The following is a 16,969-nucleotide window of genomic DNA, read 5'->3' as shown; positions in this document are numbered from 1 at the left end:
TTACCCCCTTAAAAAGGGGGTCGCCGCTCAAGCGGCGGGGGGATCTTTATTCACTGGGAAGAAGAAATCCCCCCTGCCTTTGGCATCCCCCCTTGTTAAGGGGGGAATATGAATCCAACTTTATTGCATTGACTTAACACTAGTACAAAGATTTCTAACCTTATGGCTGACCTTAAATCCGTAAATCATGGTTCAGAAATCTTTTCATCTTTCACCTTTATTCTTCGGGAGGCTTTCCAATGAAAAAAGTTATTGTTTTCCTTGTCTCAACATTCCTGTGCAGTTTCGGACTCATTCAAACAAAAGGATATGCGGCGCCGGACAGGGTTCCTTTTACTATTAACGATAATTTCGAGACCGGCGAGATGTATGCGTGGGAGTCGTACCCGTACGCCCAGGATATCGGGTATGAGCCCTTCACCATTTGCCAGCAGGAACCTTCCCATAACGGGAGCAATTTCTCGCTCGGTAATATCCGGCGGGCATGGGACATTGTGGAAGTTTATCAGGGATTCACCAAGGAGATTGATCTCTGGACCGCCGGAGATACCCGCCTGAAAGCGGCTGTGTTCCTCACCGCCGACAGGAAACCGGCCACGCTCGATATTTCCCTCTGCCTGTTCGACGGAAGCCGCTATTTCCGTACTTTCAAGTCCCCGGATGCGGACCGCTGGCTCGAATTGGACATCCCGGTCCGCGAGTTTGCCATGAACGGCAAGCCCCTGGCAGCCGGCGCCCATATCCAGGCGGTCACCATCATGGCTACCTATCCTGTGGTCAACCACCTCTCTTCCTATAACATCAATCTCGACGATTTTTCCCTAAACGGCGAGCGTCAGCGGCGGTTTGTCGCCCTGGAACCCAAATCCACAAACTTCGAGATGTACAGCTATTCCATTCTGAACCGTCACTTTTACACCGGCGATGCCTTCGGGATTACCGTGCGTCCGGAAGAAGCTCCCGGAAAGTATGATCTTACAGCGGTGAGCATGAGCCTGATCGACCCTTCCGGAAAAGCGGTAGTTTCGGGGGTTCCGCTCAAAGGCGCCGGAGGAGCATGGAAGGCGGAGAGTGCATACTCGTTCAAACCAACAGACCCGCGCGGCCAGTGGCGGGTCGAACTGGTCGGGAAGGATGCCTCCGGAACCGAAACCGCCTGGGGATTCCGGTTCATCATGCCGGGAAACCGCCTCACTCCGAAGGACCATCCGCGGATATTCTTCACCGCCGATGAATTGAAGAAGCGGCTCGCAGGGCAGTCCGAGGCGGAAAAGAAGCTGCTCGACAGCATTATCTCTGGGCCGGACCAGTTCAAGAACGTCAATGTGAGCGAAATTCAGGAAAATGACAGTCTCTCCGACGCGGCGCTGACCGGCGGCCCCTTCGCCAAGACCATAGGCGGCAATTGGGGCGCTCCCATAAACCGTCTGACCGGCATAATCGAGTCCGGAGCGCTGCGGTATGCCTTCACCGGAGATGCAGTCGCCGGACAAAAAGCGAAGGAAGCGCTCCTCAAGCTCTGCTCTTTCAAGCGCTGGAATCACCCTTGGCAACTGGCCCGCGGCAACTGGATGTACTATCCTGTGGGTTATACCATCGGCCCGGTGGCCGCCGGGTACGACCTCCTCTATCCCCTGCTTTCGGAGTCGGAGAAAAAGGCGGTGCGCGATGGCCTCATGGACAAGGGTTTCAAGATGTTCTATCGTGACATGGTGGAAATGAACCGTATGCCCTCCAGTGTCACCAACCACATCGCGGTAATCGTGGCGAACCTTGCGGTCGCCGCCACCGCGGTCTATGGAGAGGACCCGTCCAATCCCTCCTTCGAGCCCTATTTTTCCGGTATCCTGGCCAAGATGAAACGCTTCATGGACCGCACCTATTACCCCGACGGCGGATATGGCGAGCCGGTCGGGTACGAGAACATGGCCACGCGGGATATCGTGGAGGCGCTCTTTGTCCTGGAGAAGAATTTCGGGATCGACTACACCACCACCACGAATCTGAAGGACATGTGGCTCTATCCCATCCATGGCGCATACAGCAACGGACGCATGCCGGATTACGGCGATACCGGAGTTCGCAGCGGATGGGGATGGACCGGAAATCCCTTCCAATGGTTATCCTACCGTACAAAGAACCCCTATACCGCCTATTTCACCCAAGCTGCTTCAGCGCAGGGGGGACGCGGGGGCGACCTGTTCCGCTGGCTCACGTACCATCAGGGGCTGGAGACCAAGAGCCGCGAAGAGTTTATCCCTTCGCATCATTTCCCGGTGAAGGGAACCATGTTCCTGCGCTCCGGCTGGTCGGATGAGGGGACCATCATGGTGTTCAAGAGCGGCCCCAACTCTAACCATTACCACATAGACCAGGGTTCCATCATTCTGCAGACCAATGGCGAGATACTCCTGAGCGAAGCGAGTCTGGAAACTTTTCATGGCTATCACGCCTATTACGGGAGCACATTCTACCCCTTCTATACCACCCAGGCGATGGGACATAATGTAATGCTCGTGGACACCGACCCGGAAAGTCAGATGCCCGCGGATTACCGCAACGGCATTGCGGCGCTCCAGAGCTGGCCTCAAATCCTGCACTCTTTTGCCGGATGGAACGCGGACGAGGTGGAAGGCGACCTGACCTGCGTCTACAAAGGAAAGCTGGAAAAGTATACCCGCTCCTTCCTTTTCATGAAGCCGGACATCATTTTCATGTATGACCGGGTGAAGAGCCCGCAGGGGCACTCTTACCAGTGGCTGTTCCACGCCGAGGACACGGATAATAACAGTTCTATCGTCCAGAATGGGAACCGGGTGCGCATCAACCGCCCGAAAGCCCGTCTGATCATGGATGTTCTGGCGCCGGTAAATGCGAGAGGCCGGATACGTCTGGCCGAGCGCGATGAGCGTTTCCTCCAACTGGAGAGCGCGGAAAACCTCACTTCCTCCGAGTTCCTGGCGGTGTTGGTCCCCAGCGCGATCAAGGATTCTTCCGACCCGGAGAAGAAAGTTGCCTCGACGCTCATGCAGCCGCAGGGCTGGACAGGGGCGAAGGTGGAACAGGATAATGCGGTTACCTTTGCATTCTTCCGTACCGGAAACCCGGGGAGCGCCACAGTGGAGGGATTCACCACCGACGCCGAGCGGTTTGCGGCTGCCATTGACAAGAGCGGCGAGGTGAGCCAACTCTTTGTGCGAAACGCGACCGGCCTTTCAAAAGGAGGTGTATCCTTCAAGAGCAAGGCCGCTGTCAGCGCTTCGGTTCTTTACAAGGACAGCGGCGCGGACATCGAAGTGGACGCTTCCTCTCCCAATGAGATTACGATCACTCTGGCCAAAGCGCCGGTGAAAGTCACCTCCGACGGCAAACCGATCACCAACATGAAATATGATGCCTCGGGGAAAAAGCTGTGGATACCAACGCCACAGGGCCATACGGTGATCATGATCCGGTAGAGCTTATCTTGGAGAGCGGGAGGGTAACGCTTGCTGACAATCCCGGTACAGAAGATTCATAGCAACAATGATAATAGATAAGGAGATAGACCTATGAAATTTCAAGATATGCTCGAACAGAAAACAATTCTGGTCAGCGACGGCGCCTGGGGAACCGAGATGGCAAAGCACGGCCTCAATCCCGGGGATTGCCCCGAGCTGCTGAATGCCGACAAACCCGAAGTAATCTGTGCCATCGCCCGATCGTATGTCCAAGCCGGCTCGGATATCATCCTTACCAACACGTTCGGCGGAAGCCCTCAGAAGCTGGCCAGGTACGGACTGGAGAATCGCACGGAAGAATTGAACGAGAAAGGCGCCCGTCTTTCGGTCGAAATGACGCAGGGGAAAGCCCTCGTGTTCGCTTCCATCGGCTCGACCGGCGAATTCCTCGAACCTCTCGGTACGATAAAGGCTGTCGATCTGATCAAATCATTCGGCCGCCAGGTGAGAGCGTTTGTGGCTGCCGGTGCGGATGGAGTGTTAATCGAGACCATGACCGATCTCGGGGAAACCATATGCGCCCTCAAAGCGGTAAAAGAGAATTCCGAGCTGCCGGCGGTATGTTCCATGACCTTTGACAAGGGAGTGCAGGGATATGCCACCATGATGGGGGTAAAACCGGATCAGGCCATCGACATCCTGGAAGAATCGCGGGCCGATGCGGTTGGCGCCAACTGCGGTTCCGGAATCGAAGACATCATCGAAGTTGCGCGCATAATGAGATCGGAGAGCTGCCTCCCCCTCTGGATGAAACCGAACGCCGGCCTTCCGGAACTGGTGAAAAACCAAACAGTCTACCGTCAGAGCCCGGAACAGATGGCCTCATACATCCCCGAGCTTCTCGATGCCGGGGCGACAATTGTCGGAGGATGCTGCGGCAGCACCCCGGAACACATTCTGAAAATACGTCAGGCGGTGGACAAGTATTTGAAAGAATCATTAGGGAAATAACCTCTTGAAAAGATCGCAAAGTAAGGAATAAAAGAAGATCGAAAAATATTTGACAGGATTAACATGATTAACAAGATTTAAATAAAACGAATTGAAGAATTTAACGAATTACCTATGTATTTTAATCCTGTAAATCTTGTAAATCCTGTCAAAAAAATGTCCAAAGTTCACGAAAGGTTGCCGATGAATGTTTCGCCTGCGATGAACACCCCGGAGAGACTCTTTGCCGCTCTTACCGGCAAGCCGGTGGACCGGACGCCGGTTTCCCTTTACGAGATCGACGGCTTCGGCGCACGGTATTCTCCGGACCATCCCAGTTATGCAAGAGTCAGGAGCTATGCCCGTGAGCGGGCGGACAACATGGTATTGGAAACTCCGGCAATTCCGGGGCCGCTCGGTTTTCTCTACACCGGCGGGAATGAAGATGATGTCTTTAGCGAAGTACGGCATGAAGGACCTGATGAGATCACAACTACCACGATCTTTACCCCGCGCGGGCCGCTCCGCATGGTAAAGCGGCTCAATGCCGATACCTATACGATATGGACGACGGAATTTCTCCTTAAAAATGAGAAGGATGTAGACCGTCTCCTCTCCCTGCCTTATGTCCGGGCGGCGCCTTCCATGGAAAAATTCGATGCTCTCAAACAGAAGATGTGCGACCGCGGCATCATGCTGCCTGACCTGATAGACCCGGTGGTGATGATTTCTTCGGTCATGCCTTTCGAGCAGTACATCCTCCTGAGCGTTTTGAACCGGAAGAAATACCGGGCGCTCCTCGATTTCTTCGCGGAGCGGCTGCATGATTACCTTGACGCCGTCCTGGAACGTGGCGCCGGGCCGCTGTTCAGGATTGTGGGGCCGGAGCTTTGCACCCCTCCCTATATGCACCCGGAAGATTTTCGGGAATTCATTGTCGCTTATGACAAACCGTTTATTGAGAAAATCCACCGGGCGGGATGCTATGCCCGGATTCATTGCCACGGGAAAATCTCGAAAGTTGTTGATTTGATCCTGGAGATGGAGCCGGATGCCCTGGATCCGGTAGAGGAGCCGCCGGGCGGAGATATCCTGTTTTCGGACGCCAAACGGCTGCTGGGCGGGTCAGTTTGTCTGATGGGGAATATTCAGGAGTCGGTTTTCGAGCTGAAAAAACCGGAGGAAGTGACAGCAGAAGTGCGGCGGATCAAGGAAATCGGCGCACCGGACGGACGGTTTGTGCTGATGCCCACTGCGACTCCGATAACAGTGCCGCTGTCTTCAAGGGTTGAGGAAAATCTCCTGGCCTACCTGGAAACCGGATTGGAATGAAAAAGAAAGTGACAAAGTGACAAAGTGACAAAGTGACAGAGTAGCATAACTTTACATGACAACATATTTTTTGCATTTCTTTTTAAAATAGATGCCGAAACAAGTTCGGCATGACATATGTCATCCTGAACTCGTTTCAGGATCTAATTCCAATATGCGTTCAAAAAGGCATGATTTCTAATTTTTAACCTCACCCCTGCCCTCTCCTAATTAGGAGAGGGTGCCCGAAGGGCGGGTGAGGTTTTACGTCAATTTGAAAAATAATTGGAATAACACTCAGAACATACACAATAATTCATGTCGTAATTTTTTAAAATACCGATCTGATTAAGGCACTCTTCTTTGGGCTTTGGACTTAAGGCTGAATTTTTACCTTTTGCTATCGTCTATCAATTTCAGAGAAAGTCCCCCGTACTGGGTGAGAGCAAAGACGATCATGTTAACTCCGATCTTCTGGTAGGATTCCATGGTGGTTACTCCGCTCCACGCCTCGCCGTATTTTTTCTCCGAGTAAATCGCCGCCAGACGATCATCGATCCAGACGCCTTCCAGTATCGAGGCTGGCTGCATGGATACTGTTTCAGTCTGTTCCCCTATGAGACGCGGGGGGCCGTCGTCAAAATCATAGTAACAGTGATACAGGAAATGATCGTTCGGTATGGGATGAAGAATACCGGCCGAGCCGAGCGCATCCTGGAGCATCTGTTTCAAAGGCCCCGCGCCCACGGGGGGAAGGTCGGGTTTGGGGCTGCCGTAAGCCTCGATGATGGCGAATCCTCCCTTCCTCAAATACGCGGCGAAATTCGTGGTTTCCCGTTCCGACATGTCGAACGCCTCGTCGGCGGAGATGTACACGATCGGATATCTCAATAATTCCTGTGAATGAAAGTAGATCTGCCTGTCAATATTTATTACTATCCCGCTGTATGTTTTCAACGCCCGGGCAAGCCCCTCGACCGCCCTCCTTGTCGACGCGGGCGGGGTCATGACATCTCCCCATACAGATACCGGGATATGTACATATCCCCTGGTATCCTTCTCATCCGCAGCATTCATTACCACCAGCCCCTTGAACCTGCCGGTATCCAGGTCTTCCACGGTGAGCATTTCCTCTTTCATGGATATACGGTTGGGAGAGTCTATCGGTTTACGGGTTATCGAGAGATCGGTGTAGTAATACGGCAGAGTGATCCGTATAGGCTCTGCGTATGTTACTATGGTGTCGAGAATGCCGCTGGCCGCAATCTCACGGATCATGACATCCATATCGACTTGATAGGTTTCGCCCTTTCCCCGGAAAAGCTTCAACTCGTTCAGCGAACCAGGCAGGGGCTTGTAGGTGATACTGCCGCCCGGCATGCGCGGGGCAAATCTCGGCCGTCCCCTTGAGCTTTCCATGGCTGGGCCTTTCCATACTTCGAAAGGGTTTATTAACTTCGGCGGGAGAGGTACGAGGTACACCTGGATGTGTTTTTCTTCCGTTTCATTTTTAACGGCCCTTCTGGAAGATACAAACGGATTTTGCCAGGCGAAGTATAAACTCAGGAGGGCATGGAAGAAAACTGCAAACACAAATCCCAGATAGAGAAACTTGCGGGATTCACGTTCGAGTTTATGAATATCGATAAGACGGGAAAAACCGGTAAATCGCTCCGGCTCCCTGTTTTCAGTCATTAGCTGCTTCTCTGTTCAGTGTATTCATGAAATAGATGACGCCATACTGATTGCGCATGAAGGCGATAGATCCTGAAACGAGTTCAGGATGACACGTGTCATGCCGAACTTGTTTCGGCATCTATTCCATTCCATACGATGCGCATGTAAATCTGTCATCATGAAATAGACGCTCGAGAGACGCCGGAGGATACATGAAGACTCATATCAAACCATCCGGGGTATCCGCCGGTTTTTTACGTATCGGTGGATTCACCCTTATGACAGGGACTTTCATCATCCAGAGAAGACGTTTGGGATTTTTTGAGGTGTTGATGTTGGCGTGAGCGGTTGTACCGTTGGCCGGAACCTTATATGCCGTTCCGGGAAGCAGGGTGCGATGTTCGTTTCCCACCTGAATATCGATACTGTCTAGTGCTATCCATACCTCCTCTTCACCCGGCAAGTGAACATGCGGCGGCACCATGGAATTAGGCTCATATATGACCGGATCGAATGCAACAATGGTAGAGAGGCCGTCACGCAGACTGAAAAGCCACCGGCTGCTGTCGGCGCGGTGGAGATTGGTGCTCGGCGGAAAATCGCGGTCGTTTTTCACCGTCATCTTTTTCCCCGGAGTAAATCCCGCCGGGATCGGCTCCTCGATCATATAAAGAATGAGAGGTTCCCTGCCGGTATTGGCAAATGTGAACTCCACACCCGGCGGGAGGAGCACTCCTATCCCCTCGCGAAGGGGGGCCTCTGCTCCGCCTGACTTGATAATCCCTTTCCCGGAAGCGATATAGAATATTCCCTGCACCCTGTACAATCTGGAAGGCGTAGTCGATGCGCCGGGTTTGAGAGTTCCGTAGCTGATCGAATGTATGTCGGTAAGCACCGCACCCTTTTTCGTCGGTTTGAGAGGATCCCCCTGAAGTCCGGTCAGCAGATCCCGCACTTCAAGGGAACCATACAGGGTATGGGGAGTCATATCTTTCCAGTTCACTGTGAAAAGGTCGATATCCGGTTCTTCGCTGGTATCGTCCTTCGGCGCTGTTTGCGCCTGGATTTGAGGGAGAATTATCGGAAAAGCAAACGAAAAAAGGAACAGGAAACAAAACAGGAGAGCTTTACTGAGCATGGGCGGTTCCTTATTGAAATATCACGCTGAAGTTTCTTTTTCTTTTTACCCCCTTAAAAAGGGGGTCGCCGCTCAAGCGGCGGGGGGATCTTTATTCGAAATCCCCCCTGCCTTTGGCATCCCCCCTTGTTAAGGGGGGAATATGAATCCAACGAGCCTTTTGCAATAGTCGATATTTGAAGCAGCCCCCTATCCCTCAGTCCCTTTCCCCCTGAAGGGGGCAAGGGAAGTCGTTGCTCCACAGTTAGTTCCTGCCCCCTCCGGGGGAAGGATGTCCGCAGGACAGAAAGGGGGCTGCGTCAAATAATCTCGACTTTTGCAAAAGCCTCAAACTATAGGGAAAGAACATAAAAGGATAATCAAATTCGGAGCGATTTGCAAGCACTATGCCGGTTAAAAAAGCAATAAAGCGAAAGGGTGCTTTTCCCAAGACCATAATCGCTCAATGTATGTTCAAAAAAGTAGTATTGACAGAATATTTTTATACACTATATTGCTATAATTCCTTTTATTGAGGCGGCGCGGTGATGGTGTGTGAGCTTCTCGGCGCAAGAATGATCGCTCCGTTTTACGGCGCAACGCTTTTTATTTTGTCAACGGTGATAGGCGTCACATCGTCTGCACAGGCGATCGGTTATTTTCTATATATAACCCCGCAAAAAGTAGTTACAGTATTTTTTGACCGAAGAGCAAGGAGACAACAATGAAATTAAAGATAGATAAAGAAAACGATGCGCTTTATTTTCGACTGGACGAGTCAGCCATAGTAGAATCTGAGGAAGTGCAACCCGGTATAATTCTTGACTTCAAGGCAGATGGAAAAGTAGTTGGCGTTGAAATACTCAATTTGAGTGCCAGAATAAACCCCGAGCAGCTAAAAGTTCTTCAATACGAAACTGTATAGAGGGCTCGTCGTTCCCTTTATCGGAGGCGGCGCGGTGATGGTGTGTGAGCTTCTCGGTGGCTGCCTTGCAGACCGATATACAAGCAATTCACTCTTGTTCTCTGTCCTCGGCATTGGCTCTGTGCTCATTGCGCTGATGCCGTATGTGGCAAAGTTCGCCCCCGAAGCGACAAAAGATAATAACTAAAAAGTTCATATAATCTATTCAATTACTTTTTTTGAGGACAGTATTATGAAGAAACTTACTGTATTTTTACTCACAACGCTGTTCTTGACGCTGTCGATGACGACAGCGGCAATAGCACAACGATTCGCAGTGACTACCGGCAACTGGACCGGAGCAATATGGGCTACCACTGCCGGCGGAACGGCGGGTTCCGCAGCTACTCCGATTTCTACGGATGCTGTTACGATTAACAGCGGTGTTGTTGTTACCGTGAATGCCGCGGGGGCTGTATGTGCCAGTATAACAGTAAGTGCAAATGCAACATTAACTAATGGGATAACTATAACCAGTCCTGGTACACTTGCAGTTACCAACGCTATTACAATGACCTCCCCAACAGCACTTACCAGTACAATCGATGTAGGCACAGGCACATTAAGCGCGGCCAGCATTGCTATTCCTGGCAGCGCTACTGCTGGCTGGTACTGTACATTGTCACTTTCCACTGGTACGGTCAATGTCACGGGCGCCATTACAACTTCAGGAACAGCCGCGCAATCAAGGATAACGTTTACCGATGCTGGTACGATAAACGTCGGGGGAAACTTTGCATCCGGAACATTTACCGCATCTACCGGTACTGTGAACTTAAATGGCGCTGCACAGACCGGTGGAGTGTTGACGTACAACAACCTCACACTCTCCGGTTCAGGCGTGAAAACATTCGCCACTACCCCAACGGTAAACGGCATACTTTCTTTGGAAGGAACTGCAACCGTTGTCGTAACAAGCGGAGTTGTAACCTACGGCGCAAGCGCAACACTTCAATACAACACAACAACTGCAAGAACTTCTACGGCAGAAGAATGGATTACGCCGTTTGCCGCAACCGGCGGCGTCATTATTGCCAGCACCGGAGCGATTACCCCGGACCTTGCTAAAGTCTTTAATCCTTCAGTTCCGCTCACCATCAACAGCGGGGCAACGTTACTTACTAATAACCTCCAATTGACCTTCGGCGGCAACTTTGTCAATGGCGGAATATTTACCGCTGGCAGCTCAAATATTACTATTGGCAACGGCACTGCAACGCAAAGCATCGCGGGTTTCACCACCACTGGCACCATATTAATGACGAAGACTGGCGGTACTGCAACGTTTACGGGTAACGTGGACGCCAGCGCCGGCGTACTGACCATCAATGGTTCAGGCGGAACACTCGCCCTCGGTACCGGCTTGACGCATACCGTGAACATTGTAACGCTGACTGCTGGCACGCTGAATGGCGGCTCGAGCACGCTCAACGTGAGCGGGTCGTTGAGTGCAACAAGTGGAACGTTCACAGCGGGTACTGGAACGGTGAACTTCACTTCTAGTGGTGCGCAAACAATTCCAGCATTAACTTTTTATAATCTTGGTTTCTCTGGCGCTGGCGCAAAGACCACAGCTACCGGAACAATCACGGTGGGCGGGAATTGGGATGTTGTTGGTGGAACAGCGAGACTATATACGAATAATTCTTCGGTGACCGTGAGTGGCAATATTACCGGTTCCGGTAACATCACGATGGGGTCATCAGGAACAATAACGGTTGGTGGTAGCTGGACTAATAACGGAGCGTTTGACGCAGGCACGGGCACGGCTACGGTCAACTACAACGCTGCCGGTGCACAAACCGTTGCCGCATTAACATACAACAACCTCACCGTAAGCGGCAGCGGTATCAAAACGCTGGGTGGTAACGCTACGGTTACCGGAACCCTCACTGCCACAGGGTCAGTGCTGGACAATGCAGGTTTTAGTTTGATAGTTGGACCTAAAACACAATGGTCTCTGAATGAGGCTTACGGCTTAAACTGGGTTGAAAAACCTCAAACCTTTGACAGCGTCACAGAAGGTTTTGCGGTGATTGAACCAACCTCAACGGCGGACATTCTTTCATGGCAGGGATTTTTCATATCGGTCAAACAGAATGTGAACGTGCTTTTCCTGGCCGATCCCGGCGCTGCCGCTGTTTCTTCTCCCATGAGCAAAACTCTTACTAATGACTATTGGTACCTGATATCATCTCCGCTTGATCCAGGTGGTGGTAGAGACGCAAAGACCAATCTTTCGAACTCGCCGAGTCAACTTTTAGTTGGGGATTATAACGGCACTGCTGCTGACAAGTGGCGCATCTACAAGCGGCTATACACTAACGATGTGTACCACAATTATATGGATGGTTCGTTTGAGACACTTGAACCTGGCCGTGGATTCTGGCTCAGGCAAAAATATGATGCAGGAGACAAAAATGTCTATGTCGCTGGTACAGGAGTTTCCACCACTGACGGGTATTATAAAATGCGATTGAATTTTGTAGCACTTTCTGCTAATACGTGGCACCAGATCGGGAACCCTTACTGGTATACAATAAAATGGAGTGATGTTAAATTCAGCGATCCTCTTGTGGGAACCGAGTATCCTCTCGGTAAAATCGTTGCCGACCTGCCGCCGGACAAGACTGAAACCTGTTATGTCCGTCTCGCGCTCGTTTCCAGCGACGGTAAAGCCCAAGACACCTATAACCGCGCGGGAGTCATCCTGACTGAAGGCGGCAATCCGGATATTTTCAGCGTTTCCGAGCTGACGCCTCCCGATCCCTGTGTGAAACTTTCGGTGACAGACCCTTCAAATACTGGCCGCAGAGCGCTTGCTTACGATTATCGCAGCGCCGGGCAGGATGTCTATACCTGGAACGTGAATCTGGCAACAACCTATGACCGTACCGATGCGGCATTGTCCATAAAGGAGTTTTTCAATGTGCCTGAGTGGATGGGCTTCACGCTGACCGATACGAAGACGGGAGAATCGTTTGCCCTCACCGGAGACAAAACCATTCCCGTTTCTCTGACGAAGGATACAGCGAGAACCTTTATCCTCACCGCAGCCAGGAAAGAGATACCCACCGCAGCGGACGCTGTAACTCCCAAAGCGTTCGGTATCACCGGTATTTCGCCCAATCCGTTCAATCCCTCCACGACCATCAGTTTCAATCTCGCCGTTTCCGGAACTGCCAGGGTCAGTATTTACAATCTGAGCGGACAGCTTGTGGAAACGCTTGTAAACGGACAGATGACTGCCGGCTCGCACAAGGCGGTCTGGAATGCCTCAAGGTATGCCTCCGGTGTTTATATCGTTGTAGCGGAGTCGAGTGGACTGAAACAGTCAAGGAAGATTACATTGATCAAATAAATATACAATTATCATAGAAAAAGAGAAATACAATGGAAAATAAAAATCAAGAAGTCAAAAATACATCTCGCAGAAAGCTGTTGAAGAAAGCAGGAAAGGCTGCGGTGTTTGTTGTCCCAGCAATTCTGACATTCAAAGTAACCGATCTGCATGCGACAGCTTCAGGAGCTCCGGCGGCGCCGCAGAGGTGGTAATCGATCAGTTTTAGAGAGCGGAAAAGCTTTTGGACCATGCTATTTCTTTTGAAAAGAATAGAGATGATTCAAAGGCTATTTTTATATATTATCCGGCTATGGGTGAAATTGTGTTTTTCTGCGCCATTAAAGATCCCCCCTGCCTTCGGCATCCCCCCTTATTAAGGGGGGAATTTATGGAGAGGGTTCTGTCAAATCCTAAAACCTGTATACGAATAATTAGGAATAATTTCTTTTCCCCCCTTAATACGGGGGGTAGGGGGGATTAATCTTTCCGGATGATCACATTAGCTTACGTAACGGCATACCCGGGTTATATTATTGCGCTTACCGACCAGATAGAAGCACACCCACCTAAATAAAATGGTATTTTTTTAAAGCAATGATACAGAATATCCCATTTGAACCAATTCTCCATTATCTGTACAGAATACTGGATATTGATCCGGAAGAATTCTCCCGGCGTCCGCAAGAAATATGGCAGGCTCTCTATCAACTTTCATCAAAAGAAATGATCGTTCTCTATTTTATTGCCTGGTCATACGATAATTGGAGAGAATATTTTCCGGATGAAAGGCAGAAAGAGTTCAAAGATTATTTGTTTAGAAATCAATCGCGTAATATAGTTCTGCAGTCGGAAATTGTATACCTTGCGAAAATATTTAAAGATGCAGAAATCCCGATCATGTTCCTCAAGGGATCTGCGGGATTGATTCGGGGCTTATATCCACTGAGTTTACGGTTCATATCGGATATCGATGCGCTTGTACCCATGAATAAAATTGAACCATCTCGGGAATTGTTAGCATCTAGAGGTTTTTTGCAAACTCATAAACAGACATTTTTTGATAAGATACATCATCATATTGAACCGTATAATAATCCTGCATATCCCGGAGAAATAGAAATTCATATTAATCCCTATGATTTAAGTTGCTTGAAAAAACCTGAGATGCCTGAAATCTGGGATGATGCCGAAAGAATACCATACAAACGGGAAGAAGTCATTGTTCCCTCAATAACAGATCATGCCTGGATACTTATGAGAACGGATATGCTTAGCAAAGCATTTCTTCCAAGAATACGTGATGTAATTGAGATGTACCAAATACAACAAAAAGGATATCGTGTTGATTTTCAACTCATTAATAAAAGAGCCGATAAAGACAATATTTCAAATGCTGTAAAGGGAATGTCCTATGCATGTTCAAAATATATGGGATTAAAACCATTACCCTGTGATGATTCTCTTTTGGTGAAGTGGGAAGAATGGACTCTCAAGTATAAAAGAAAATTTATTAATAAAAGCAAAGATGATTTATTTATAATATATTGTGCAGGAATCAGATATTTACCATCAGGAATTGTATATCGAATCCATTTTATTTCGTGGTTATTACGTTATAATCTTCACACCTGTTTGTTAATAGTGTTACAAAAATTATTACGTATAACTGGGTTTCTTAAGCCGGCTAAAAGATTAAGGAAATATTTAAAAGAAAATTTTTAAGGGGTAATCAATGGTTGACCATGGGATTCCGAAACGCGCGAGTAATTTGGAAATCATTGAGATGGCTGATGGAATCGTGATACAATGTGACGATGTAATACATACGTTGAATGAAACAGCACGTGAAGTGTTTGATTTGTGTGATGGTAAACGTACAGTTTCAGAAATTATTGAAGAAATGAAGCAACGGTACCCTGAAGAAAAAATTGATGTGGTAATCGAAGATTTTATTGCAAATCTCCTGAAATTAAACCTCATTCAAATATAGCCATGGAAATTTATCTAAAAATCGACTCAACATACGTCTGTATTCAGTGGGATACGGATAGTATTAATGACATTGTTAAAAATATGTTTTCACCTTGGCACGTTTCATCAGTAAAGCCAACACATTTTTGGGATATTACTTCTCTTGATTCGAGATATTCTCTCAAAACACACCTGTGCTCTGTTCAATGCTCTGATGAAAGAGCTTTAGCGGCTAATCTGGAATACAGTCTTACACTTCTTGCCCAGGAAGTATATTCTCAAAATTTGCAGGTACACGCATCCTGTGTTGATTTTCAGGGGAAAGGCGTTTTATTCGTCGGTCCTCATGGCGCCGGTAAAACTACTTTGGCGCTCACAGCGATTGCATCAGGTTTCAGAGCGCTGACAGATGATGTGGCGATTATTGGGAAAAGCCATACTCAGATATATGGATTTCCGCGTCCGTTCAAAGTATGTGATGATATATGGAACATGCATCCCACTGTTGTACCTTTGGATTGCCCTCATTTCAAAGTAACTCCTGAAACTACATATTTGTTTTTTTATCTTCCGTACGGCCGATATTATGCTGAAAAAACCCTATTGAAGTATATCATTTTCCCGGTTCGTAACGATAATCCAACAATGATCCGAGAGTTGGGTGAAACTGAATCGCTGAGTAAACTTTTACCGCAGGGATTCAACTGTTATCAGAAAAAAAATGGTCGAGTGGATGAATTACTCGATACTATACGAAAAACCTCTTCATTTGAGATAGTATATAATTCAAATTGGGAATTATTGAAGAAAGTACGTGAATTATTGCTTCGGTGATTAAACAGTGCAATCAGCGGCATAGGCGACCTTCGCCTTAAATTCCGGGCTTGCCGGATGAACGATAAAATAGGCCTGGTGAGTTTCTTTTCTTTTTACCCCCTTAAAAAGGGGGTCGCCGCTCAAGCGGCGGGGGGATCTTTTATTCGCTGGGAAGAAGAAATCCCCCCTGCCTTTGGCATCCCCCCTTGTTAAGGGGGGAATATGAATCCAATATTATTGCATTGACTTAACACAAGGAGAGAATATCAAAAAAGAATAATCAAATCCGGAGCGATTTGCAAGCACTATGCCGGTTAAGAAAGTAACGAAGCGAAAAGAGCAAAGCCCGGACGCCACAATCCACATGTTCGAGGGGGATTGACGCATAGTCAAAAAGACGGTACGATAAAAGTGCCGAATTGTGATTTTTCCTGTATGGGGAAAACGCAAATGACCACCAGACTAAATACAAAGGTTTGACGGTTTTATTTATGAAGAATTTTGAATAGATTTTTCTTGCAAATAATATTTTATGAATGTTAATTGGCAATATGGGAGCAATATGGGAATAATATCATCGTGCGAAAGACGATAATTTACACCCATACAATCAACCAGAGCGGCCGGGATTTTCATAGATCGGTCGACTTGTTCAAAGGTTATTGTGGGGGGGTTACGCAGACCCCTTGATATAAATGGCATATCGACGCAACCTGCTGATATCTAATCGTTTAGGAACGAAGCTATGCTGTTTCGCAGGCGTCTTATGAAACGCTTGTAAGAGTATTGGGGATATTATACGGAACAATCTAATTGTTGTCGGGCAATATAGTTGATGGCCGATAACAAGACCAAGATACAGGAGGACAGGATGATGCCTTTTGAAGAGACAACACGATCTATATGGCCAATGCGGGCAGACCATATTACATCTGATGGACAGACAATGGGGCTCAAGGGGTGGGGTATCATAACGAATCGAGAACTGCAGGGATATCAATCCGAAATTAGCAATGAGGTTGGTCACCCAACAACGATTTTAGAATTTACTTTTGACGGACAACCCATTCGTACAGATTCGCCGTTTATTGACCTTGCCATGCACCCAGCTTGTAGAATCTTCCGCAAGAACAACCCTTATACTAACATAAAGGGAGAATTGTATCTTGAAGATAAAACAAAAAAGCTTACATCTGGTGCTCTCTGTTACCATTGTGATCAATGCCATGCCCAGCTTTTCTATGGGCTAGATGAAACCACGATGACACCTGAAACAATTAGACAGAGGAAAGAGAATAACAATCATCTTAAACCCCAATCCAGCGATAAGGATTTAAGAA

Annotated in this window: 15 protein-coding genes; 11 read left to right on the top strand and 4 right to left on the bottom strand. The window is 48.6% G+C overall.

Annotation, left to right across the window (positions count from 1 at the left end):
* Positions 1-239: 239 nt before the first annotated feature.
* From Q8O92_07630 to Q8O92_07620, 3 genes are all read left to right on the top strand, one after another.
* The gene (locus Q8O92_07630; GenBank protein MDP2983183.1) at positions 240-3,458 is read left to right on the top strand and encodes a DUF4962 domain-containing protein; all 3,219 of its coding nucleotides are present in this window, start codon (positions 240-242) and stop codon (positions 3,456-3,458) included.
* 93 nt (positions 3,459-3,551) lie between these two features.
* Positions 3,552-4,451, top strand: coding sequence for a homocysteine S-methyltransferase family protein (locus Q8O92_07625; protein ID MDP2983182.1), 900 nt, complete (start codon positions 3,552-3,554; stop codon positions 4,449-4,451).
* A gap of 183 nt (positions 4,452-4,634) precedes the next feature.
* On the top strand, positions 4,635-5,762 hold the full coding sequence (locus tag Q8O92_07620; GenBank protein MDP2983181.1) for a uroporphyrinogen decarboxylase family protein: 1,128 nt from the start codon (positions 4,635-4,637) through the stop codon (positions 5,760-5,762).
* A gap of 369 nt (positions 5,763-6,131) precedes the next feature.
* Here the strand turns inward: Q8O92_07620 and Q8O92_07615 are convergent, their stop codons facing one another.
* The 3 genes from Q8O92_07615 to Q8O92_07605 form a co-directional block, all read right to left on the bottom strand.
* A complete protein-coding gene (locus Q8O92_07615; protein MDP2983180.1) occupies positions 6,132-7,436 on the bottom strand; it encodes a DUF4159 domain-containing protein in 1,305 nt (434 codons plus the stop codon).
* Entirely contained in the window at positions 7,429-7,557 is a 129-nt protein-coding gene (locus Q8O92_07610) for a hypothetical protein (protein ID MDP2983179.1), read from the bottom strand. The genes Q8O92_07615 and Q8O92_07610 overlap by 8 nt, the downstream gene beginning before the upstream one ends.
* An 81-nt stretch (positions 7,558-7,638) precedes the next feature.
* Entirely contained in the window at positions 7,639-8,556 is a 918-nt protein-coding gene (locus Q8O92_07605; GenBank protein MDP2983178.1) for a cupin domain-containing protein, read from the bottom strand.
* A 703-nt stretch (positions 8,557-9,259) separates the two neighbouring features.
* Between Q8O92_07605 and Q8O92_07600 the strand changes: the two genes are divergently transcribed.
* Positions 9,260-9,460: a DUF2283 domain-containing protein gene (locus Q8O92_07600; protein ID MDP2983177.1), complete on the top strand. Its 201-nt coding sequence runs from the start codon at positions 9,260-9,262 to the stop codon at positions 9,458-9,460.
* A 34-nt stretch (positions 9,461-9,494) separates the two neighbouring features.
* Positions 9,495-9,647, top strand: coding sequence for a hypothetical protein (locus Q8O92_07595; GenBank protein MDP2983176.1), 153 nt, complete (start codon positions 9,495-9,497; stop codon positions 9,645-9,647).
* Positions 9,648-9,661: 14 nt separating this feature from the next.
* Here the strand turns inward: Q8O92_07595 and Q8O92_07590 are convergent, their stop codons facing one another.
* Positions 9,662-10,378, bottom strand: a complete 717-nt coding sequence (locus Q8O92_07590) for a hypothetical protein (protein MDP2983175.1) — start codon at positions 10,376-10,378, stop codon at positions 9,662-9,664.
* 379 nt (positions 10,379-10,757) lie between these two features.
* Between Q8O92_07590 and Q8O92_07585 the strand changes: the two genes are divergently transcribed.
* The 6 genes from Q8O92_07585 to Q8O92_07560 form a co-directional block, all read left to right on the top strand.
* Positions 10,758-12,860: a T9SS type A sorting domain-containing protein gene (locus tag Q8O92_07585; GenBank protein MDP2983174.1), complete on the top strand. Its 2,103-nt coding sequence runs from the start codon at positions 10,758-10,760 to the stop codon at positions 12,858-12,860.
* Between the two features lie 32 nt (positions 12,861-12,892).
* A complete protein-coding gene (locus Q8O92_07580; protein MDP2983173.1) occupies positions 12,893-13,054 on the top strand; it encodes a hypothetical protein in 162 nt (53 codons plus the stop codon).
* Between the two features lie 382 nt (positions 13,055-13,436).
* Positions 13,437-14,564 carry a nucleotidyltransferase family protein gene (locus tag Q8O92_07575; GenBank protein ID MDP2983172.1) on the top strand — a complete coding sequence of 376 codons (1,128 nt, stop codon included), beginning with the start codon at positions 13,437-13,439 and terminating at the stop codon, positions 14,562-14,564.
* Between the two features lie 10 nt (positions 14,565-14,574).
* Entirely contained in the window at positions 14,575-14,832 is a 258-nt protein-coding gene (pqqD, locus tag Q8O92_07570; protein MDP2983171.1) for a pyrroloquinoline quinone biosynthesis peptide chaperone PqqD, read from the top strand.
* Positions 14,833-14,834: 2 nt separating this feature from the next.
* Positions 14,835-15,647: a hypothetical protein gene (locus tag Q8O92_07565; protein ID MDP2983170.1), complete on the top strand. Its 813-nt coding sequence runs from the start codon at positions 14,835-14,837 to the stop codon at positions 15,645-15,647.
* Between the two features lie 853 nt (positions 15,648-16,500).
* On the top strand, positions 16,501-16,969 hold a 469-nt coding region (locus Q8O92_07560), incomplete at its 3' end, for a hypothetical protein (GenBank protein MDP2983169.1).

This window comes from Candidatus Latescibacter sp. (assembly GCA_030692375.1).
GTDB lineage: Bacteria > Latescibacterota > Latescibacteria > Latescibacterales > Latescibacteraceae > JAUYCD01.
This window is presented reverse-complemented; position numbering and strand designations above follow the sequence as displayed.

Excerpts from the sequence above, each read along its gene's own strand:
- Q8O92_07630 (MDP2983183.1), top strand. The coding sequence starts at position 240 with ATGAAAAAAGTTATTGTTTTCCTTGTCTCAACATTCCTGTGCAGTTTC.
- Q8O92_07625 (MDP2983182.1), top strand. The coding sequence starts at position 3,552 with ATGAAATTTCAAGATATGCTCGAACAGAAAACAATTCTGGTCAGCGAC.
- Q8O92_07620 (MDP2983181.1), top strand. The coding sequence starts at position 4,635 with ATGAATGTTTCGCCTGCGATGAACACCCCGGAGAGACTCTTTGCCGCT.
- Q8O92_07615 (MDP2983180.1), bottom strand. The coding sequence starts at position 7,436 with ATGACTGAAAACAGGGAGCCGGAGCGATTTACCGGTTTTTCCCGTCTT.
- Q8O92_07610 (MDP2983179.1), bottom strand. The coding sequence starts at position 7,557 with ATGCCGAAACAAGTTCGGCATGACACGTGTCATCCTGAACTCGTTTCA.
- Q8O92_07605 (MDP2983178.1), bottom strand. The coding sequence starts at position 8,556 with ATGCTCAGTAAAGCTCTCCTGTTTTGTTTCCTGTTCCTTTTTTCGTTT.
- Q8O92_07600 (MDP2983177.1), top strand. The coding sequence starts at position 9,260 with ATGAAATTAAAGATAGATAAAGAAAACGATGCGCTTTATTTTCGACTG.
- Q8O92_07590 (MDP2983175.1), bottom strand. The coding sequence starts at position 10,378 with ATGCCGTTTACCGTTGGGGTAGTGGCGAATGTTTTCACGCCTGAACCG.
- Q8O92_07585 (MDP2983174.1), top strand. The coding sequence starts at position 10,758 with ATGACGAAGACTGGCGGTACTGCAACGTTTACGGGTAACGTGGACGCC.
- Q8O92_07580 (MDP2983173.1), top strand. The coding sequence starts at position 12,893 with ATGGAAAATAAAAATCAAGAAGTCAAAAATACATCTCGCAGAAAGCTG.
- Q8O92_07575 (MDP2983172.1), top strand. The coding sequence starts at position 13,437 with ATGATACAGAATATCCCATTTGAACCAATTCTCCATTATCTGTACAGA.
- pqqD (MDP2983171.1), top strand. The coding sequence starts at position 14,575 with ATGGTTGACCATGGGATTCCGAAACGCGCGAGTAATTTGGAAATCATT.
- Q8O92_07565 (MDP2983170.1), top strand. The coding sequence starts at position 14,835 with ATGGAAATTTATCTAAAAATCGACTCAACATACGTCTGTATTCAGTGG.